The sequence below is a fragment of the Sphingobacterium sp. JUb56 genome (genome assembly GCF_014191365.1).
Taxonomy (GTDB): Bacteria; Bacteroidota; Bacteroidia; order Sphingobacteriales; family Sphingobacteriaceae; genus Sphingobacterium; species Sphingobacterium anhuiense.
In genome coordinates this window covers 61270-83448 of sequence record NZ_JACHWL010000003.1, presented here as the reverse complement: position 1 = coordinate 83448, position 22179 = coordinate 61270, and the positions used below count along the sequence as shown (strand labels likewise).

Annotated in this window: 14 protein-coding genes; 3 read left to right on the top strand and 11 right to left on the bottom strand. The window is 37.8% G+C overall.

Annotated elements, in window-relative coordinates; translation table 11 throughout:
- Positions 1-7: 7 nt before the first annotated feature.
- The 6 genes from FHR29_RS24665 to FHR29_RS24640 are packed head-to-tail and all read right to left on the bottom strand — an operon-like array spanning position 8 to position 10974.
- Positions 8-1600 (bottom strand): RagB/SusD family nutrient uptake outer membrane protein, encoded by a 1593-nt coding sequence (locus tag FHR29_RS24665; RefSeq protein ID WP_260292932.1) that lies wholly within the window; start codon positions 1598-1600, stop codon positions 8-10.
- Between the two features lie 10 nt (positions 1601-1610).
- Positions 1611-4784, bottom strand: coding sequence for a SusC/RagA family TonB-linked outer membrane protein (locus tag FHR29_RS24660; protein WP_183917920.1), 3174 nt, complete (start codon positions 4782-4784; stop codon positions 1611-1613).
- Between the two features lie 14 nt (positions 4785-4798).
- Positions 4799-5767 (bottom strand): DUF5007 domain-containing protein, encoded by a 969-nt coding sequence (locus FHR29_RS24655; protein ID WP_132844294.1) that lies wholly within the window; start codon positions 5765-5767, stop codon positions 4799-4801.
- A 2-nt stretch (positions 5768-5769) separates the two neighbouring features.
- Entirely contained in the window at positions 5770-6429 is a 660-nt protein-coding gene (locus FHR29_RS24650) for a fasciclin domain-containing protein (protein ID WP_183917918.1), read from the bottom strand.
- An 11-nt stretch (positions 6430-6440) separates the two neighbouring features.
- Positions 6441-7961, bottom strand: coding sequence for a RagB/SusD family nutrient uptake outer membrane protein (locus tag FHR29_RS24645; RefSeq protein ID WP_259194389.1), 1521 nt, complete (start codon positions 7959-7961; stop codon positions 6441-6443).
- A gap of 43 nt (positions 7962-8004) precedes the next feature.
- On the bottom strand, positions 8005-10974 hold the full coding sequence (locus FHR29_RS24640; RefSeq protein WP_183917916.1) for a SusC/RagA family TonB-linked outer membrane protein: 2970 nt from the start codon (positions 10972-10974) through the stop codon (positions 8005-8007).
- A gap of 306 nt (positions 10975-11280) precedes the next feature.
- Here FHR29_RS24640 and FHR29_RS24635 point away from each other — a divergent pair, with 306 nt between their 5' ends.
- Complete coding sequence (locus tag FHR29_RS24635; protein ID WP_183917914.1) at positions 11281-12402, top strand: lipopolysaccharide assembly protein LapB; 1122 nt, start codon at positions 11281-11283, stop codon at positions 12400-12402.
- A gap of 45 nt (positions 12403-12447) precedes the next feature.
- Here the strand turns inward: FHR29_RS24635 and FHR29_RS24630 are convergent, their stop codons facing one another.
- Complete coding sequence (locus FHR29_RS24630) at positions 12448-13185, bottom strand: dienelactone hydrolase family protein (RefSeq protein WP_183917912.1); 738 nt, start codon at positions 13183-13185, stop codon at positions 12448-12450.
- Positions 13186-13743: 558 nt separating this feature from the next.
- On the opposite strand from FHR29_RS24630, the gene FHR29_RS24625 reads away from it, so the two are divergent.
- The gene (locus FHR29_RS24625; RefSeq protein ID WP_132844303.1) at positions 13744-15864 is read left to right on the top strand and encodes a carboxy terminal-processing peptidase; all 2121 of its coding nucleotides are present in this window, start codon (positions 13744-13746) and stop codon (positions 15862-15864) included.
- A gap of 73 nt (positions 15865-15937) precedes the next feature.
- Here FHR29_RS24625 and FHR29_RS24620 read toward each other — a convergent pair whose 3' ends face one another.
- From FHR29_RS24620 to FHR29_RS24605, 4 genes are all read right to left on the bottom strand, one after another.
- Positions 15938-17644 (bottom strand): glycoside hydrolase family 3 protein, encoded by a 1707-nt coding sequence (locus tag FHR29_RS24620; RefSeq protein ID WP_221197946.1) that lies wholly within the window; start codon positions 17642-17644, stop codon positions 15938-15940.
- A 118-nt stretch (positions 17645-17762) separates the two neighbouring features.
- Positions 17763-18305, bottom strand: coding sequence for a TetR/AcrR family transcriptional regulator (locus FHR29_RS24615; RefSeq protein ID WP_021188632.1), 543 nt, complete (start codon positions 18303-18305; stop codon positions 17763-17765).
- Between the two features lie 252 nt (positions 18306-18557).
- Positions 18558-19241, bottom strand: a complete 684-nt coding sequence (locus FHR29_RS24610) for a response regulator transcription factor (RefSeq protein ID WP_132844305.1) — start codon at positions 19239-19241, stop codon at positions 18558-18560.
- A gap of 8 nt (positions 19242-19249) precedes the next feature.
- Complete coding sequence (locus tag FHR29_RS24605) at positions 19250-20665, bottom strand: sensor histidine kinase KdpD (protein ID WP_183917910.1); 1416 nt, start codon at positions 20663-20665, stop codon at positions 19250-19252.
- 121 nt (positions 20666-20786) lie between these two features.
- Between FHR29_RS24605 and FHR29_RS24600 the strand changes: the two genes are divergently transcribed.
- Entirely contained in the window at positions 20787-22175 is a 1389-nt protein-coding gene (locus FHR29_RS24600) for a DUF4270 family protein (RefSeq protein ID WP_165902472.1), read from the top strand.
- Positions 22176-22179: the final 4 nt, after the last annotated feature.

Genomic DNA, 22179 nt, shown 5'->3' with positions numbered 1-22179 from the left:
GATTATCTTATTTCCAATAGTCGTTAAGTGTCATATAGGGATTATTATTCATCGCTTTGGGGTTAATCGGCCAAGTCCATCCACCTGCAACAAAACCAGCATAGCTCATCGCTCTGCTACTATAGAGCGGGTCATAGATTTTTCCTGTACGAACAAGATCATAGTAATAATGACCCTCGCCCATCAATTCTTTACAGCGTTCCCAATAAATGGCATCTGATAAGTTGTTTTCATAATTATTGGATGCAGGGTAAAGCCCTGCTTTAGCTCTACCCCTAATCAGATTCAACAACTCAGTAGCTTTGCCATCTTTTCCAAGATTGGCATTGGCCTCAGCTTGTAATAAAACCGCATCTGCCAATCGAAATATAATCTGGTAATTTCCCAACGATTGAGCAGTATTGCCAGAACCTAATGCTAGATTGAAAAACTTAAAGAAGGTAAAGGCGCCGGTGCCAGAGTACATGAAATTTTCACCCTTCAAATCGGTAAACCAGCTTTTAATACGACCGTCCTCTTGACCGTCGGGATAAATGGTTTTCATATAATTAGGATCGTAAGTTAACTCGCTTAAATTCGTTGTGGTCGAATTCAATAAAAAATAAGGCGCATGAAGTACATGCGCAAAATAAGTCTTCCGTAGATTGCCATACGATTCACCATAATTTACATTGTTAGGTATCTCAAATAACCCTTCTCTGGAACGACCGTTAAAAACTTCGGCAACCCGTTCGATAGGTAGCAGTTCGTAGGCATTGGCCACTACAGCCCCCTCTTGATAAAGCTCATCCCCTAAAACATCTGTTGCTGTATAATAGGACATTGCATTATCTTTGTCAAATCCGGCCAGCCACATATTAAGATGCATCATCAGTGCCAAGGCAGATCCTCTCATGGCACGTACACCGCGATTTGCTGGATCGCTATACGTCCAAGGTAAATCGTCTTTTACTTCAGCCAAATCTGCCAAACATTTCTTTGCCACTTCGACATGACTTGTACGCGGCAAAGCATCTTGATTATAAGAATTGGTATAATAAGGCACATCACTGAATAATCGGATCAAAATAAAATAAGACATGCTACGCATAAAAACAGCTTCTGCCTGATACTTCTTCACTTCATTAGCTGAAAAAGAAGGATCATTCTCAGCAACTTTTGGCACCAAATCGTATAAAATATTGGCAGATTGAATAACCCTATAAATAGGTGTCCAATCACTAACTTTATCCCACTCCACATTATACGTCCAGAAACGTTCAGCATCGGTTCCTGGTGTTGGTCTAACGGTGTTGACTAAAGTGCGGATATCACCACGACCAATGATACTAATGTCATTTCGGTTAGGAAAAGTCGCTGTTTTCAACACAGGAGCATTACGGAAATCTCCGATCAATAATACGGGACGATCAATACCCACACCTGAACGAAAGAGCCGATAAACTTCCCTTGTAAATGTCTCTGCATCGTCTTTATTACGCCAAAAATTATTACCTGAAAGGCTATCAATGGGCTCTACATTCAAGAATTTTTTACAGCCAAACAGGCTAAAAAGAACAAGTACCCCTATTGTATATTTTGTAATTTTGTTAATTATCATGCTCTTAAGATTAGAATTGAACATTTAAACCCAATGTATATGTCTTTGGTGTAGGATAACCATCCGATCGGTCATAGCCCATTGCTGTAACTCCCTCTGGATTTGGGCCGCTATATTTTGAAAAGGTATGCACATTATTGGCCGTCCCAAAAACACGTAAAGAAGTAATCTTATAACGTTGCGTCCATTCCCTTGGGAAATTATAGGCTAAAGTGATACTATTGATTTTCCAATAGGATCCATCTTCTAAAAACAACGTTTGATTAGGACGGAAGGGCTGTACGCCACTACGGCGCAAAAAATCATACGGATTTGGCCATTCACTATTATTACCTACAAGAGTCCAAAAGTCGTATTTATCTAGAGGTAATAATGCGGCATCTTTTTGGCCATTATTATCCCCAAATAGTGGGTTGCCGTAAGATCCCATCTGACTCGCTAATGCCGCATTAATGACATCGCGTTTTAAAGTAAATGAGGAGTTAACATTGATGCTCATCCCTTTATACTGGACAAAAGTCGAAAGTCCTCCAGTAATCTTTGGTTGAGCATTACCAACAACCACACGATCACGGTCATCTAAGATATAATCACCATTTAGATCCGTCCAAAAAGGATCGCCTCCTTGAAAATAATAAGTGGTACCATCCTTTACTGTTTTATAAGGTTCGCCAGTATCAGGATTGACAGGAACAGAAGCATCATCCGCAAAAGTTCCTCTATAATTGTACAATAAATATGATAAGCTGTTACGTCCTAAGCGGTAGTAGGTATCAAATCCATTTCCGGAATCGTCTTTAACAATATATTGACGTGCATTGTCAGGTAAACGCGTCAACACATCCTGATTGACAGCACCATTTAACGAAATATTCCAATTTACTTTGCTCTGGTTACTCAATGGTCTGAACATAAAAGTAAATTCGTATCCATAATTGACCATACTGACATCATTAGTTTTGATATTACTAAATGCATTGTGATCTGCCAATGGTCTTTCCCACAACATATTATCTACCTGCTTGTAATAGAATTCTTGAATAGTTGTAATTCTATTTTTTAGAATACCCATTTCCAGCGCTAAGCTACTTGATGTTGTTGTTGACGGAATCAACAAGCTATTGGGCATCTGCCCCCAGTTAAAACCGATAGTAGGATTATTGTTAAATGCACCTGTAAATATATATTTACCATTAGCATCGAACACCGTACCTGTCGGGACAATATTTTTTCCCCAACCCGCACGCAACGATAGGTAATCTAACCATGTGTCGGCTGCATCGGCCATAAAACTTTCTTTTTGGATATTCCACCGGCCAGATAAGGATGGATTCTTCTGCCACGCGACATCGGGCCCTACAGTGGATGACTTATCGAATCTATACGTAACATCAAATATGTATTTTGACATATAATTATAACTCGCCGCCCCTGCAAAAGCTACCGAACGGACATCGGACATATTATTGAGAACACCTCCTTTTGCTGAACTACCATTGAAACTAAAGGGGCCTTCTAACTGATCATTACTAAATCCTTCTTTCAATTGCGCTTTAGCAATCGAATTGTTGACATTGATCTCGTTTAAGATATAAGTAGTCAAAATATGTTTCTCATCTTCACCAAAAGCCTTGAGATAAGTCACTTGACCCATATTATATATGGTATTGCGCTGCGAATCGAAATTATATAATTTAGAATTGTTGTTATTGGAAACCGCTGGTGAAAAATTGTCGGTTCTATTTGCTGAATAGTTATAGCTGAAGTTATTTTTAAAACGTAAGCCATTAATTACTTCGTACTCAAGCTCTAGATTGGACTTCACATCTGTCGTTCGATTGTCATTGCGGCCGAGTATGGATGTTGCTAATGTCGGATCTACAAATGCTGAGCTTGGTCCAGGCAATAAAGAGGATGCTGAAGAAGAGCTCGCCACTCCTCCTTGCGAAACAGAGGTACCCGTTCCGGTTTTTTGTTGTCCGATATTTCCAGACATATTCACAAACATACGGAAACGGTCACTAGGGCGATATTCTGAATTCATACTCAAGGTATAGCGATCAAAACCTGTATTTTGAATGATCCCCTTCTCATTGTAATACTGTCCGTTAATCTTATAATTGAAAGTTGCATCACCACCAGAGGCATTGACGTTATGTGACTGGCTATAGGTAGACTTATAAAACACGTCCTGCCAGTTTGTGGCATTATTATAATAAGGATTTAAACTATCGGACAAAATCTGATTGTCAAAAATCAAATCACGACCATGGTAATAATTTTCCCCATAATTGAGCACTTGATTGATTCTTGACATACGTTCACCACGACCGCCCAGAATAGAGCGTAATTCGGGTGGTACTTTAAAAAATTGATTGGTAGAATACTGAATAATAGGCACCTTTGACAAACCTCTTTTTGTGGTAATCCGGATAACACCATATGCTCCACGAGATCCATACAATGCCGTTGCTGCCGCATCTTTCAGCACATCTACCGACTGAATATCTTCAGGTGGAATCAATGAAATTGGACTAATACCAGTGCCGGCACTGTTGAACCCATATTGAAAGTCGGTATTGTCATCGACAGGAACCCCATCAACAATGTATAGAGGTGAAGTCGGTGTCAGAAAAGCATCCTGACCTGACCCACTCATTGAAATATTGGATAGTCCACGTACAAGAACAGATGCACGAACACCGGGCTGGCCACTGCTAACCTGAACGTTCATACCTGCAACTTTACCTTGCAATAACTCTGTCACATTGGAAACTGGATTATCTTGAAGTTGCTTCCCATCAATGGTAATGGCAGAAGATGTCAATGTTTCGCGTTTCCGTTGCATAAATCCTTGTACAACGACCTCATTCAACTTATTTTCAGCTCTAGTCATATAAACCGTAAAGGTGAAGGCTTTCTTTCCCTCCAAAGACTCTTTTACTTGTGTATACCCCGTGCTTGTAAAGACCAATACATCATTGACTGGAGCATTGACTCTGAACAATCCTTTTTTGTCTGTCGTTCCAATTGCTTTGTTTAGCTTTGTGGACCGAATGGTTACGTTGGCAACACCAGCTCTATTTTGCTGATCTTGAACAAAGCCAGACACAGCTACCATGTCTTGTGCACTCAGGAACGAAACAAAGAGTATAAAAAAATTTAACAATATATATTTTTTCATCTTATATAATAATCTTAGTCGTTATCAAATAATGGCGCCTCATCAGGAAAATAGATCACCACATCCCAATCTCCCTTTTCGTAAATGCTGTAAAAAATGTTTATACGGCTCTGTAATCTAATCCCACCTAGTGCTATTCTCGAATATTGAAATTGTGATTTTGCAAAATCACCACTGTTCCATTTGGTTGCAATAGTAGGTACAAGTGGCATTGGATATTCCACATCATATCGAACTACTGTGGAATCGCTGGACATTTTTTTGTTAAAACCATGCACAAGTTCATCCCAATTAGTCTCATTGAAACGCGAAAGCTTGATCGGTTTTAGATCAGGACCTAATACCTTGAATGAAATAGAACTTCCTTCACCGGTTTTATGATACCATACTTGTATAGGTATCAATATATTTTTTGTAGAGTCGCCTAAAACTCCCGTTGACATAAAAAAACCGCCATCGCTAGACTCTTCTTTCTTTGGAATCAGGCGCATATTCTTAAAAAAACGACGCCCACCATTATTACTTACATCCACATCAAAGTAGTAACCCGAGTCGGGGTATGTTTTCAATATATTGGCATTACTGGCACTATGCATAGTTAGATTCCCTGAATGCTCGCCGATTTCCCATAGAGGTCGCATGACAGTATCACGCTTAGCACGAATTTCGTTCAATGATTTTTCCTCGCCTGTATAGCGACTCTTCCAAATCGAAACAGGAAAAAGCTTCAGGAGCTCAGGAGCAGGTTTCCCTTCATAATTTCGGACATCTGAAATACGAAAAGTCAACGGCATAGTCGATTGATCTGCATTAAAAATACTTGTATAAGAGGTAGTACGACCTAGTATGGGTTGAAATTCAGTTGTTGAAAAATTCATTTCTAAACTAAAGGCATCTAAATCGGAAGGGAAATTTTTTTTACACCCCAGCATACCCAGTGCTATCAAACCAAGCAGTCCCCTTGTGATCGTTCTTTTTTTCATAATTATCGATTAAAACGGGTTAAGAATTCACCAAAACCAAACTCATGCCCGTTAGACAGTATATGTACAACGCCATTTGTAGTTTTGATATTAACAGCTTGAGTTGCTGATCTTGTCCAATAAGTACTAAAATTCGATCCCTTTGTATCACTATAGAAAACCGTTACCAAACCGCCATCAACCAAGCCTGTAGCCTGTTGTTTGATACGCTGCGCATGCATAGGTTGACTAATCTTCAATGTTTTAATAAAAAGTCCATCGACAAAAAGCATTGAATCTGTTGTCACAATACCGCCAACCAGGTATTTACTCAGCACGGTATCCAATTGCACCAAATCAAGATCTTTAATATATAAGGGATCTTTTTTCTGATTCTTACGAATAAGATTGAAGTTATAAAGCGCCGATTGAAACGATGAGTTGGTTGGAGCAAACAACGTGACACTATCGGTTTTCATAGTTGCTTTGAGTTCTGGATACAGATTCAATACTTTCAATAGTGAATCGTATACCTGAGTTTTGGATTCCAGGTATTCAATGGTATTACCATTGAATAAATTTTCTCTATTCTGATAGTCATAATAGCCATCCATTTTTGTACAGCTGGCCCAAAAGAATAGCGTACAACATCCTAATAAAACGATTAAAATATAATTTTTCATGATAGTAGTTTTTACAACCAGTAAGGGTTTTGTTTCAACGCTTTGTTGTTATTCAATGCTTCTTTTGCAACTGGCCAAAAAATTCCTTTTTGATCGATCAACGTATTGAAAGCAGCATTGTCTCGTTTGATTTTATTATATCGCACCAAATCATACCATCTCCACCCTTCACCCATCAACTCACGTCTGCGCTCCGAAAAAATCTGATCTAATAAATTCCCTGCAGGAGCTTCTGCTAAACCACGGCTTTTACGAACCTGATCCAATAATCCTTTTGCTTCATCATTCTGCCCAAGCACAACAAGCGATTCGGCTTTTAACAGAGCAATCTCTTCCAATCGAGAGAACACAATCGCCGAACTAAATAATGGGAGCGATCCGTCAGCTCCGGAAACTCCTTCTCGGATCACTTTAATTTTACTAAAAATGGGATATAAACCTCCTAAATTTGAAAAGTAAGTGGACTGCGGTTCACCAGTACTGGTAATTTGAAAGCGAACATCCGATGGTTCATCAAATATTTGAACAATACGATCTGTGGGGATGTAGATATCTGGAATGGCCTTGGAAACCAGAGGACTTGCAAGTGTCAATTGTTCAAGATGCCCTTGATAAGAAGCTTCATTAGCAGACCATTTAAAAGGAAAAGCAACCAACTGCGAGTTTGATGAATTGAAAAAGAAACCATTCGCATTCGTTAGGTTGCTCGATTCAATAAATGCGGCACCACCTTTGCCGGCATTCGTAAGCACATAATCAGCATAAATAGAGGCTCCCAGATAATTGTTGGAACTGGCAGCGATATGTGCCAAAATAGCATTTGCCGACAATCTATTGAATAATACGCCATTCCAAGCTGCGCGGTCTTGACCAAAATAATACTGTGCCGGATAAATTGGGTCGGTTAAGTCGGCATAAACAAATGGAAGAATATCCTTTGCCGCTTTTACTTCTTGCTCAGCATAAGCCAACACTTCTTTTTCGGAAGACTGTTTAATGCTCGGAAAATTCCCTTCGTAAGCTTTATCCCAGATAGGTACATCGCCCCAGGTACGTGCTAATAAATAGTAGCAGAAGCCCTTGATGACACGCATCTGTGCAACATCAATTTTATTATTTAAACTGGTATACTGTGCATCAAGTGTTACAATCTGGCCTGATTTTTCAATGAATAAATTGGCGGCATTGATCACAGCATAAAATTTACGCCAGTTACTTAAATTTTGGACTAAGGCATAAGACGAATTTAAATCGCCTGAAATAATAACTTCCAGATCTCGTTTATTAACAGCCGTAAAATCCCCTCCTCGCAATTCACCGTACATCCAGTGGGCATTATCTTGAGCTAAGGCACTGCGCAATAAACCATATACCCCCATTAGAGAACCCCGCGCATCATTGATATCTTTCCACTTATTTTCTTCATTGACAATATGACGAGAATCTACATCCATCATTTTGTTGCAGCCCCCCAATAATGTTAGTGTGCCCAGTCCAAATAACAGTGCCCCAGGCGCCGCTATTCTTCTCATATATCGATTGATCTTTATCATCGTTAACATGTTCTTATTCTCCTTAAAAATCCATTTTTAACCCTAAAACGAATGTTTTAGGTAAGCGTAAACCAAGTCCATTGTCGTAACCATAAAAATCAACTAACTCTGGATCACGTCCTGAATATTTACTGATGGTCAATAAATTGCTTGCTGTTGCGTACAAATAGAGTTTGGTAAACTTGATATTATTTGCTTGCGCTAACTTGGTAAAATCATATCCTAAAGTAATATTGCGCAATTTGAGGAATGAGCCATCTTCCATAAACATATCCTGCTCAGCCTGATAAGGCGCAACTGGCGACCAGGGATTATACATCGGGTATGCTTTTTCATCAAAATTCTTTTCCCAATATGTAATATCGCGGACAGCACTTAGGTCATGCGCCTCATCTTGATTGGCAAAGTCAAAATAACGGGCTGCCTGCGCATTGAGGATATCTTTTTTTAGATTAAAATAAAGCAGGAAACTAAAATCAATCTGTCTGTAAGCAAACCTGTTGTAAAATCCTCCCGTATATTTCGGAATGACATTACCCATTAAATTACGATCATCATTGTTGATGTCGTAGTCTCCATTCTGATCTACCCATCGCGGATCACCACCTTTCATGGTTGTACCGTTGTAAGTCAGAATTTTATAGTTTTTGGGATCAACGGGTATATCAACATCATTTTGATAGATTCCCTTGTTTTGCAATAACCAGAATTGATCGATACGTTTTCCTACCTCTAATTTCCGAGTGCCAATTTCTACTTCTTGTAATCCATTTGGCAAAGCTTTTAATGCATTTGTGTTATAGGAAACATTGAAAGACCCATTCCATGAAAAACCATTATTTTGAGAGGGATAGTTAAAATTAACAGCTAAGTCAATACCTTGGTTATTGATGTCCATACCACTCAATCGTTCAAATTGATAACCAGACTCAGCCACAGTTGGCACTGCAAAAATTACATCTTTACTATTCTTATTGTAATATTCCACACGAGCACTGATACGCTTATTCTGTAGTTCAATATCAAATCCGGCATTGAACAGATCCGTATAAGACCACGGCAAATCGTATCCTATCCAGCCCGATTGGTATGGTCTTGAGATCGTGCCTATGCCGTTATATGAAAATATGTTATTGTTGCCCTTCCAGCCCAATTCAGAGCTATATTGAGGTCCTGCTGCATCACGATCATTTGTCGGCACATCACCCATCCGGCCCCATGAAGCAAGCACTTTAAAGAAATTAAAAGCGTCAGATTTAATAAGATAATTTAAATTGTATGCAGTACTTGCTGTGTAGGAGGTGAACCAACGGTTAGATGGCTGTATTGCCGATGATCCATCGTGACGGATTAATGCCGATAATTGATATTCATCTTTCTTTTCGTATGTAGCTCGGGCATATAACGAGGCCAAACGGTGCTCAATACGATCTTGATAATAATACGGAATGAAACCTACGGATTTTAAATAATTGGATTTATCGGAATTACCTTCGACCACATTGACCTTTATAAAATCATTTGGTCCTTTATATCCTTGGATATAATTATACTTTTGAGCATCTGCCTGGAAGTTAAAGCCACCTTCCAACAACAAACTTTTTTCCGTATCAAACTCATACTTATAATTCAATAAGTTGTCAAAGACCAAACGCTCGTTATAACCGAAATAATTAGAAACATAATTGTTGCCCGACATCAACGTCGACGGCCAGAAAACATTTCTTACATTTTCATTGTAATCAAGATGAATTTTTGGGGAGAAGTTGAGGTTTTTAAGTATTGCAAAATTCAGAGAGAAAGAACCTAATAGACTGGAATTTACATTATCGTCGATTGTTTTTTTGTACTCGTTAAGATATAAGCCATACATATCTTTATTTGGGGCAATAGGAGTTGATAAATCGGGAATGAAAGCCGTTTCACCCAATCGTTCGATAATGGAACGATTACGACCTCTTTCAAGTCGTGTTCCTTGGAGCATACTTGAAATAGTCAACCAAGTTACTGGTTGCATATTAAGGTAAAAAGCAGCTTGATAACGTTTTAAAGACGTTTCATCGGCAGCACCTGCATCTCCTTTATAATTACCAAAAAAACGGAAATTGGCACGTTCAGACCCCCCTTCTAAACTGCCATTGATCGCATAAATGGGTTTTTGCTGATAATAAGAATCTGTCCAGTTGGACGGACCGTAAAAATTAACATTGGACGAATCACTTAAATATGCCGGATAAGCACTCTGTTGTTGCAAAGTAGCATACCGTCTATAAAAAGGTTCTCTAAACGTTTTTTCAAATTCGGCATTGATAGTACTTACGCCTGAAGGTTCGGCAAAACCATAGTGTCCGTTGACACTCATTTTTCGCTGGCCAGCTTTTGCATTTTTAGTTGTGATATAGATGACACCATTCACAGCCCTGGGACCGTATATCGCCAAAGTACTATAATCCTTAAGCACATGGATCGATTCAATATTGTCCAAATCAAACATACTGTTCAAACTGGTGGCAGACCCGATGGGTTGTATGCTATAATTCTGGATGTCATAAATAATACTTGGATCATCAATCAACGGGATCCCATTGAGCACTACCAATGGTTTACTTTTATTAAAATCTACTGCTGACAATATTGGCCTACTTAAGCCCCTAACCATCATATTCTGCTTAATGGTACCAGGTTCTCCGGATGGCTCTTGCACATAAACACCTGCAATATTACCTTTTAGCATCTGCTCCAAAGTCAAGTAGGGCCTGTTTTGAATGTTCGCAAGATTAACGGTGTCCCGTCCCAAAAATGGTCTTGCTGGATCCAAGGAATAGTAAACAATGGAGTCTTTTGAAAGTGTATCCGATAAAGATGAATCCTTACCTTGTTTCCAACCATGTAAATGGCTTTTCCTGACTTCAAAAGGCTTCGCTTTAGAATGTGTAACACTTCCAGTGCCACAGCAAATTAGCAACGAATAAAAGACAAAAGCTTTTTTCATGAAATTTAGTTATTGGTTAATTGCTATAAATAGCATGTCAATAATTGGTAGTGATCTGACAGTTATGTTTTGAATTTCCTATCAAATTTTTGATAATATTAAGTCATAGTTACCGAACTCTTAATATCGAAAACAGACACAATCGATTGCGTGAATGGCGAAAACGTTATCGTGTATTTTGTACATCAAAACACGATCATGTAATGAAAAAATTAGGTTATGTAAGCTTAAATGAGGGACTTTAACAGTATTTTACACTTTTTTTATACATCTTTGTAAGATCCTCACCAACAGCAGGTATTATACATGATTAAAAAGAAATTTTGGAAAATAGCCTTTCTCAGTAGTGCTTATTTAGTAGCATTATGCTTCGTGTCTTATGCGCAGGAATTAACCAAAGATTATACTGGTTCAATAACAAAGTATAACAGTAATTTCAAGGGAATAGGTCCAAAGGTATATTTTGTCCCTCCACCTAAATCAAGAACGGAGCAATTGATTGACATTTTTGATAGCAATATGAGAAAAGATTATGCAAAAAAGATTGCTCAAGAACTTCGCTATAAAACGTTACTCACCCAAGTTAAAAGTCTACCGAATATAGGACGGTTTCAATATTTAATGAAACCAGAACCTACGGACTTAGCAACATGGAATGAACTCTTGAACCGCATCAGACAAAATTACGACGATCAAGTTAACCTCGCACTAGTAAATGAAGCAGGGCTATTTGCAATCAATAATAATTTACCCAATCAGGCAATTTCCTATTTTGAAAATGCAATCCTGATTGCGGCAAAAGAAAGCAATAAACTGGATCGTATTGTCTTACATCAAAACTTAGCGGCAGTGCTACTTTATTCCGGTAATTTTGAAAAAGCTGAAGTCGTAGCTCAGGAAAATTTGAACCTGGCAGTTCAATCAAAAGACTATCATGACCAAGCTAACGCCTGGATGCAAATAGCATTGGCCAAAAGCGGTAAGAAAAATTATAGTGAGGCTGAGCAAAATATTATCAGAAAAGCGATACCGCTCTATAATAAAGCAAAAGCTTATGAAGATAAAATAATAGCCTGGGAACAATTAGCGCAGGTTTATTTTGAGCAAAATAAATACACAGAAGCACAATGGTTTCTACTTCAAGCACAGCAACTAGCAGAAAATAAAAAGATCACAGATGAGTTGCCGGCAATTGAATATCTGCTAGCTTCATCAAAATTGTTAGATAAAAACTTTAAAATAGCCAAAAAAGAATTTTTATCTACGCTTCTACTAGCCCGCGAAAGGAAAAATGTACCACTTGAGCTCGCTGTATTAGATAAACTTGGCGAAGTGTACATGCATCTAAAAGACTTTGAAGAGGCTGATAAAACTTATCAAAACTTCACCAGCTTAAAAGCGACATTCAAGCAGGTTAAAGATCTATAAATTAAGCTGTAACCTGCTTGAATGGTCTGAATAGATTTCAAGCTTTTATTTCAATATTTCCTGTAAGAATACGAGTAAATGTTTCCAGGAGCGTTGCGCTGCTAAAGGTTCGAAATCACCACTAGCAGGATTGGTAAAGGCATGTTTTGCTGCTGCATAATAGATCATTTGCCAATCGGCACCTGCATGCTCCACCTCTTTTCGGAAGTTAGCAATCTCTTCTGGAGATACATGAGGATCTGCGGCACCATGTAGAACCAATATTTTAGTTTTGATTGGGCCATCAGGGCGGTTACTTTTGCCGAGGTTACCATGAATGGAAACAACACCCTGCACTTCCATACCTGCCCTAGCCGCCTCAAGTGCTCCGGTACCACCGAAACAATAGCCAATCACGGCCAAACGGCGTGGACTTGCTCCAGCTTTTACAAGTTGTTCTAAGGCTAAACGGATCCTTCTATGATATGCTTCTGGATCGTTCTTGTACTTTCCCGCCTGTTGCCCAGCTTCAGCAGCAGTAGTGGGTTTATTTCCTTCTCCATAGATGTCTGCAACAAATGTAATATAACCTTCCTTGCTGAGCTGTACCGCGGCCTGTGTCGCTTCATCGTCAATACCCATCCAGGCAGGAAGAATCAAAACCCCAGGAGCACCCTCGCCGGCATCTGTATTAACTAAACCAGCTAATGCTTGGTCTCCGTCGGAGTAACGTACAGGCTTAAGCTGACCGAAACTCGTTTCTGTGGCACAAAAACATATGATTGTCATTATTAAAGCTTTCATAAGAAAAAATTATTTATTAGTGTTAGTTTTCAATGGTATAAATGAGCTCGTTGCACTCGGTTATTTATTAGTGTTAGTTTTCAATGGTATAAATGAGCTCGTTGCACTCGGTTATTTATTAGTGTTAGTTTTCAATGGTATAAATGAGCTCGTTGCACTCGGTTATTTATTAGTGTTAGTTTTCAATGGTATAAATGAGCTCGTTGTACTCGGTTATTTATTAGTGTTAGTTTTTAATGGTATAAATGGGCCTTACTAAACAGTTTAATATATAGACTGAATCGAACATTAGCTAGACATAATGATGCTATCTTAGGAAATGATTGATCAGATAACATTATTATTACAGGAACGGTTGGTTTTTCAGAAAACATACTTAACTTCATTAAAATGAGTTATTATTAAAAGAAATATAAAATAGTGCATATTTTTCAATTAAAATATCAAATAAATTTGTTGATTTGTTGAAATTTATGAACTGAAATTATTTAAATTTAGCTCTTTGGATTTAAAGCGCTATCTCAATATATAAAAATGACTATTAAAATTATAGAAAATATGTTTAAAAAGCTAATATTCACCCTTTTTGTTATTTCAATTGTCTCCTGTGGCTCGAAGCCCCGTGTTAATTTAAGCGAAGTAGAAGGAGGTCTAAAGCCTAGCGCACAACACGAAGTCATAGCAAAAGAAGTTGCAGGACTTTTAGAATCGACCAGTTATAAAAAAGTACAGCTGAATGATTCCATATCTAAAATCGTATTTGATAACTTAATTAAATCTTTAGACCAGGGAAAAAACTACTTGTTGCAATCTGATATCGACGAGTTTCAGCAATATCGAAATTCAATCGCACAGGATTTCCGTAATGGTGATTTATCTGCTCCTTTTCATATTTTCAATGTATACTCTAAACGCTACTTAGAACGCATGCAATATGCATTGAAGCAAGTCGATGTAAAACAAGATTTCACAATCGATGAAAGCTATTTACCAAGCCGTGAGAAGTTAGGCTGGTTCAAAAACACAGCAGAAGCAGATACACAATGGAAGCATCGTGTAAAATATGATTTGTTAAATCTGGAAATGACAACTGTTAAAAAAACAGATAGTACAGAAACTAAACAGAAGGAAACCCTTCGCAAAAGATATAACAATTTAATTTCTCAGGGAAAGAAAATAAATTCAAATGATGCATTCCAGGTAATCATGACTGCATTGACAGATGCCGTAGATCCACATACTTCTTATTTTAACCCATCATTTGCACAGGCTTTCAATGAAGGTATGGCTAATACATTTGAAGGTATCGGTGCACGATTGACAATCGACAATGAAATGGTGACTATTAGTGAAATCATTCCTGGAGGACCGATCTTTAAAGATAAAAGCTTAGCCATTGATGACAAAATTGTAGGTGTGGCACAGGGGAAAGATGGAGAATTTGAGGATATCATCGGTTGGAGATTAGATGCAGCAGTTGCTAAAATTAAAGGTCCTGCTGGAACAATTGTTCGTTTAAAGATTTTACCTGCTGGTCAGCCGGTTGGATCTCACCCGAAAATAGTATCATTAACAAGAGAGCGAATTGTAGTAGCAGAAGAATCTGCGAAAAAAGAAATCTTAACTGTTAAAGGTACAGATGGCAAGAATTATCGTGTTGGTGTCATCAACATACCAAAATTTTACATGGATTTTGAAGCATACCGTAAGCGTGATCCAAACTATAAAAGTACAACCCGCGATGTGCGCTTATTGCTGGATACCTTAAAACAGGAAAAAGTAGATGCTGTTTTAATAGATTTACGTTTCAATGGCGGAGGATCACTTCCAGAAGCAATCGACCTAACAGGTTTATTTATTGACAAAGGTCCAGTAGTACAAGTACGGGATGTCCGTAACACCATTGATGTGGAAGAAGATAGAAATGCAGGAGTATCATGGGATGGACCTCTAGGCGTCATGATTAATCGTTTCTCTGCTTCAGCGTCTGAAATCTTTGCCGGTGCAATTCAGGATTATGGCCGTGGTGTCATCTTAGGTTCTCAATCATACGGTAAAGGTACGGTACAGTCTGCTGTTGATATGGCACGCGTGATCAGTCCTACAAGTAAATTATTATTAAAAGCACAAAACGAAAAAGATCCTGACACCCCAAATGGTGCGCCAGAATATGGTCAGATCAATATTACATTAGGGAAATTCTACCGTGTAAATGGTAGCAGCACACAACATAAAGGTGTAAGCCCAGATGTGACATTCCCGACGCAGTATTCTGCAGAAAAATTCGGTGAGAGTTCCGAGCCTTCTGCTTTACCTTGGGATCAAATCAAATCAAGTACGTATAAAAAAGTAGCAGATCTATCTGCATTGAACAAGAAGCTAGAACAAGAGCACGAAGCGAGAATGAAAAACTCGACAGAATACAAGTTTTTACTGGAAGACATTGCAACCTTTGAAAAACGCGACGAGGGAACTAAAATTCCATTACAACTTGATAAGTTTAAAAAAGAGCGTGATGATTTCCAAAAGAAAAATAGAGATCGTGTCAATGCTTTGCTGAAACAAAGGGGTCTACCGCTATGGGAAGAGGGTAAACCACAACCTAAAATGGAATTTGACTTTGTACAGGATGAAAGTGCTAAAGTGATGACAGATATGATCATCCAAGAAAAAAAATAAATGTATTTCTATCCATAATAAAAGGGGCTTATCATTTGATAAGCCCCTTTTTCTTTTAAAAGAATCGATTCCGCTATTTACCCGCAGCGTACTTGAAATATTTATTGATAGTGACCGGCAATTTCCCTGTAGCAATATTTTGTCCCAAAATTGTTTTTGCTGCAGCACGTTGCATAAAATCATCATTTTGATAAGCAACTAAAATAGTTTTACTTTTATGGACACCTTTAAAACCATCCAATGCATAAGGATTCGTGAAAAAAGTAACGATTGATTTCTTAGCCAATTTTTTAACCAAATTCTTTACCTCATTATTCGCTGGTACTTCAGGTCTTGGGCGAGAGCGTGTATCATGAATCGCAACTATAATCTGTTTATTTTTCTTGACCTTTTTGATGATATTCTTTAATTCCGCCTCACTTGTTTCATCAGTAACAAAATACTGCGTTTCATTAGTCAGCGCATCGGCCATTATCTGTTGAAAAGTGCCCGGAGATTTTAATCCGATATTGACAATTGCCGTTTTTTCTGAATTTTTAAATGATTTTATTTTATCCGTAGATTTCAAAACCGTGACAGATGATGCCGCCAATTGGTCTATCAGCTGCTTTGAAGAGGTTCTATTCAGATCCGAATATAGATTTACGGTATTCACATCACGATATTGATCTAAACCCAACCACAGCTTTGACGCGAGTACTTTTTTAACACGCGCATCCAAATCCGCTTGATTGATTCGGCCCTCCCCGATTGCTTTCAATACAAGGTCAATAGCGCGTTTACTATTTTCAGATACTTCCAACAAATCATGGCCTGCAATAATAGCCATTACGTCAGCTTCACCATGAGGGAAAAACTTTTTCACACCATTCATATCCATGGCATCGGTTACCGTTAAACCGCGGAAACCTAACTCTTCACGTAATATCCCTGTCACAATAGGTTTTGAAATGGAAGAGGGAATATTAGGAGTAGGGTCTAAACTTGGAATATTCATATGAGCAACCATAATCGCAGGCGCACCAGAACGAATTAATTCTTTAAATGGAAACATTTCCAAAGCTTCTAGACGATCCTTTGTAAAGGTCAGTTGAGGCAAGTCATGATGAGAATCAACATCAGTATCACCATGTCCCGGAAAATGCTTGAGTGATGAAATAATGCCACCATTCATCATTCCATCCATATATGCTTTAGCCTTTTTTGCGACATTCTCTTTATTGTCACCAAAAGAACGGAATCCGATAACTGGATTTTTAGGATTATTGTTAATATCAACAACAGGAGCAAAATTAAAATGCATGCCAATCCGATGAAAATCTTTTGCAACTTCTTGGCCCATTTGATAAATCAATTGATCATTCTGTATAGCTCCCAAAGTCATCTGATAAGGGTAAGATAGCGTTGAATCGGGAAGACGCATGCCTAAACCCCATTCTCCATCAAAAGTGATCAATAAAGGCACTTTTGAAAGATGCTGATAACGATTGAACATATCCACATGACGAACCGGCCCGCCCTGAAATACAACAAGACCGCCCAATTGCTCATCTTGAACAACCTGTGCTACAGAATCAATATAACGCTGTCCCAGATTGGTATGGGCACGCACCAAAAAAAGTTGGGCGATACGTTCTTTAGGTGTCAAGTTATTAAATACAGAATCAACCCAAGCATGGGGAGAATTAATATATTTCACAAAATCCTTCTTATCTTGAGCTTGTGAAAAAGAGATGGAAGATGCCAGTGCGGCAACACCCAAAGCTAGTTTTTTTAACATAATTTTTTGTTTAAAATAGAATACGAATAACGGGTATTTTTCACACAATAAAAAACAGTTTGTGCAACAATTTTATGAAACATGCATAAACTTGCATTATCGAACAAAAAAATATAACCTATATCAAGTTATATTTCTCTTCCAATAATATGGCTAGCTCCATCGCATGATCAAGTTCCCCATTAGCTTCCTTTTTCCATAAAGTATCGATTACAATCAATAAAAATTCGGTTTCCAAGTCCGGATTTTTATACCCGAGCTCCTTAAAAGCCCGCACAATAATCGCCTGCACGGGTTTCATAAACTGTTCATGCTGTTGTCTTGAAAAAGGATGATGGGAAAGGCGCTCTTGTAATTTCCAAAAGATAGGTTCATCAGCGACCAGCTTACTCGGTAAATTGATCATCTTACGTAAAAAATCTTTAGAATCACGGTAAGTCATCATACCCTTATGATGTGTCAGCACTTTACGATAGCCAGCCTTAATAAGGTGAACCAATAAAGCATCCTTATTCCCGAAATGTTTAAAAATTAAAGCCTCAGACACACCCGCATTTTGAGCAATAGCTTTGGTAGAGGTATCTGCATAACCTTGTTCTGAGAACAAATTCAATGCCTCACGAACAATTTTCTCTTTTCTACTCAATACACTATCTTTCATTTTTTTATTCCTTTTTACAGCGTACAAACTTAGATAAATTTGCGTTTATACCCAATTATAATCGTCCTAAATATAAAAGCAAATTATTCAATCCGTTCTTCTTAATTGATCACTGATAAATACTTCTCCATCTTCAAATCACTCCTTTAAATATACTTATTCTTTTCCTTACAGAGTCCCTCAATTGTAACTTAAAAATAATATTTTCAAGAGCTGACCAAAGTCCAGAAAACTTAGCCCTACAGAACGCCTTCAGAGCAATTCCTCAACAGAAAGCATATAACCTATACCTCGTATATTGCTAATCTTGATCCGTGGATCTTGATTCAAATATTTTCTGATTCGACTTATAAATACGTCAAGACTTCTTCCAGAAAAATATTTATCATAACTCCAGTAGGTCTTCATGATATCTTCACGAGGAATTACCTGATTTCTATTTTCATACAAGCTCCTTAAGAGTTCACTCTCCCGATAAGACAACTTAATGCTTTCGCCCTTATAGCTGAGTGTCTGTCTCAAGCTGTCTAAAACATAATCACCGATCATTAAATTTTGACTAAGCTGCATTTTAGGACTGTTCTTAACCAATGATTCGATACGAACGACCAACTCTTCAATACGAAAAGGTTTTTTAACATAATCATTCGCCCCCAAATGAAAACCTTTAACAACATCTTCTGTCTGCACGCGAGCGGTAAGGAAAATAATAGGCACCTGGCTGTCTAAGGCTCTTATATGTGTAGCCAATGTAAAGCCATCCATCACTGGCATCATCACATCAATAAGCAAAATATCCGGCTTTTGCTTTTCAAATAAACGAAGAGCCAGTTGCCCATCCTGACAATGTCTTACTGAAAAACCGTTCATCTCCAGACTATCAGCAACAATAAGTGCCAGGCTCGCTTCATCTTCAACATATAAAATATCAATCATAAATTTGCTTATTTAGGTATTTTGATCGTAAAGGTACTACCTTTACCTGGACTACTTTTTACTGTAATTTTACCTCCATGTTGCAGTATCACCTGGCGCACATAGGCCAAGCCGATTCCAAAACCCTTTACTGGATGTAAGTTACCTTCAGGAACGCGAAAAAACATACCAAAAATCTCTTTCTGATACTCCGTAGCGATGCCCTTTCCTTTATCAGCAACACTAAACTCAATATAATCGTTATAGTCATGGACATCTATAATAATATCAACCGTATCAGCAGAATACTTGACTGCATTTTCTAGTAAATTATTAATAACATTGCGGAGATGCGATTCATCGGCATTTAATGCTAATTTAGGAATAGAACTGTTCACAGAAATTTTAACTTCCTTACTGACATTGATCCGAAAAGTGTCTGCCGCATTCGTTAAAACGAGCATCAGATCAATCTCTTTTTTTTCAAGTTTGAGACCTTTTCGTTCATCAACATCCAATTGAAGAACCCGATCAATCATATCCGACAAGTGATCAAGCTCACGACGGGAAATGGCTAAATAACGATCCATCTTCACCTGATCATTTTTTACCCCATAGAGTTGAATCGCTTCGATAGCAGTCATAACAGTAGAGACAGGGGTCTTCAGCTCATGCGTCATATTATTAACAAATGCCTTTTGCATCTCAGCTAATCGATTCTGTCGAAAGATTGTTTTAAAGAGATAGAGAAAGGAACCGATAAAAATACTGATTAAAAGTATAGCAATGCCCAGCTGCCATCCTAAATCAAACAGGAGATTTTTCCATACCCGCTTAAATTTGACGATTAAAAAGCGACTGTCCGACGCATCTATCAATATCGGTCTTGTCCACGCTAACTTCTTTGCTCTATATTCCTTACGGATAGCGAACAAGCTATCCCTTGGAAAAATATCGGTCGTAACATCATATTCTGCGCGGACTCCCTTAGCTTCTAAAGCAGAGGCAAACTTTTCATTTATTTCGTCGATCATCGCTGGTGTGACATCGATCTGTGAAAATAAATAAGGTGCCATCATTTCTCCTCCCGACTTTCCGTGCGGATAAGGTGATCCCATCGTCTTTCCTCCTCGAGATGGTCCAGCTTTTGACTGTTTGTAATAGGATCCAAAATCTTTAAATAGCGAGTCTATCTCAGCATCTGTATATCTTGCTTTTAATTCTTTCCGTAATTTTCCCAATGCCCCGCCCTGATCACTTTTTAGATCATTACTATGAGCTTGATACACATCTTGTACAACATTAAACATACTCCGTTCTGCCGAAGAAAGGAACAGATCAAGCCGGTTATTGTAACTTCCGTAAAGCCATATACCCAAGATACTAATCATCCCGATACCTGTTAATACCGAAAGTGTTATCAATAATTTAAACTTATTTGCCATAATTAAAAACAAATTTAAATTACTAGATTTGCATTCGCCTTGGTAATTAACCATATTTAACAAAATATAACACTGATTAACAATGCGCATTGATTACATTTGCAATATTCAATTTTTAAGCATGATAAGAAATTTTAAGAGACGTAGTATTCAATTTTTATTCTCAGCGTTATTACTGATAGGCATTTCAGCTTGTAATAAAGATATTTCGCTCTCTTTAGACAATTCAAGAGATGAATCCATAGGATTAGTTCCTATCGATACCTTTCAGGTGAATACATCAACTTATCTGTTAGATGATGTACCAACATCTGGAACAGGAATGATTCTAGCCGGAAAAATTTCGAATACCACAACAGGATCTGTCCTTTCGACGTCTTATATGCGCATGGCTATCGATAACATTATTGCTGGCTCAATTCCAACAGCAGCAAAATATGACTCCATTACTTTTGTGTTAAAACCTAACAAATATTTCTACGGAGATACAACGAAAACGCAAACATTATCTGTTCACCAATTAACCCAACAGATTATATTAAAAGAAGTAAATACTGGTTCTGGCACGAATGAATTGCCTTATTATGTTAATGGAGCAGCAGTTTATAATAATCAAAAATTTAACTACGAACCAACTGCTTTAGGATCCTTGTCATTTAAACCCTTTGTGAAAAAATTAGATTCAATCGCAATCCGATTAAATGACAACTTAGGAAATACACTCTTTTCTTATATCAAGGATGGGCATGGAAATATTGCATCAAATGACAATTTCAATGAATACTTCAAAGGGATAGCACTTGTTCCTGGAAATAATAACACGGCAATGATCGGTTTTAAAGATACCGTGAGTATGCAGGTACATTATAACTATATAAACGACGAAGGATTTAAAGTAAATAAATCTACTTCATTTAATTTGGGCAACAAAGCTTATCAGTTTAATAATGTAGAAGCTGACCGTACAGGAACAGCATTCAATACATTAAGTGTTACAAATCCAGAATTGAAAAGCAGTGCAACAAACGGCGATGTTTTCCTGGAAGGTAGCACAGGAGCAGTCGTTAAATTAACTTTTCCAACATTATTGGATTTAGTTAACGATCCAACTGTAGCGATCAATAAGGTTGAACTCGTTATAGAAACAGAAAATAAATATCGTAATTCATTTTTTATCCCGCCTGCTCGCGTCGTGCTGATGATCGCGAATGCTGGTGGAAATCCGGTAAGTATCATTACTACACCCGTATTTTTACAGCAACAGGGACAGCAAGATCCTATTCAATATGGATTTTTGGCAGGAGGAGATGAGTTTGGTGCGAATGCAAAATATACGTTTAATATGATCGAATATGTTAATAATATAAAAAAAGATAGCTACTTTAACACATCTTTATTCTTGAGTGTGCCGCAAAGTAGTTTATTCGCAACTACAGATCGACTTATTATTGCAAAGGATGCAAATAACAAACCAAGAATAAAATTAAACATCTTATATACTAAATTTTAACAGT

Coding starts and splice junctions, on each gene's coding strand:
- FHR29_RS24665 (WP_260292932.1), bottom strand. CDS start 1,600: ATGATAATTAACAAAATTACAAAATATACAATAGGGGTACTTGTTCTT.
- FHR29_RS24660 (WP_183917920.1), bottom strand. CDS start 4,784: ATGAAAAAATATATATTGTTAAATTTTTTTATACTCTTTGTTTCGTTC.
- FHR29_RS24655 (WP_132844294.1), bottom strand. CDS start 5,767: ATGAAAAAAAGAACGATCACAAGGGGACTGCTTGGTTTGATAGCACTG.
- FHR29_RS24650 (WP_183917918.1), bottom strand. CDS start 6,429: ATGAAAAATTATATTTTAATCGTTTTATTAGGATGTTGTACGCTATTC.
- FHR29_RS24645 (WP_259194389.1), bottom strand. CDS start 7,961: ATGAGAAGAATAGCGGCGCCTGGGGCACTGTTATTTGGACTGGGCACA.
- FHR29_RS24640 (WP_183917916.1), bottom strand. CDS start 10,974: ATGAAAAAAGCTTTTGTCTTTTATTCGTTGCTAATTTGCTGTGGCACT.
- FHR29_RS24635 (WP_183917914.1), top strand. CDS start 11,281: ATGATTAAAAAGAAATTTTGGAAAATAGCCTTTCTCAGTAGTGCTTAT.
- FHR29_RS24630 (WP_183917912.1), bottom strand. CDS start 13,185: ATGAAAGCTTTAATAATGACAATCATATGTTTTTGTGCCACAGAAACG.
- FHR29_RS24625 (WP_132844303.1), top strand. CDS start 13,744: ATGTTTAAAAAGCTAATATTCACCCTTTTTGTTATTTCAATTGTCTCC.
- FHR29_RS24620 (WP_221197946.1), bottom strand. CDS start 17,644: ATGTTAAAAAAACTAGCTTTGGGTGTTGCCGCACTGGCATCTTCCATC.
- FHR29_RS24615 (WP_021188632.1), bottom strand. CDS start 18,305: ATGAAAGATAGTGTATTGAGTAGAAAAGAGAAAATTGTTCGTGAGGCA.
- FHR29_RS24610 (WP_132844305.1), bottom strand. CDS start 19,241: ATGATTGATATTTTATATGTTGAAGATGAAGCGAGCCTGGCACTTATT.
- FHR29_RS24605 (WP_183917910.1), bottom strand. CDS start 20,665: ATGGCAAATAAGTTTAAATTATTGATAACACTTTCGGTATTAACAGGT.
- FHR29_RS24600 (WP_165902472.1), top strand. CDS start 20,787: ATGATAAGAAATTTTAAGAGACGTAGTATTCAATTTTTATTCTCAGCG.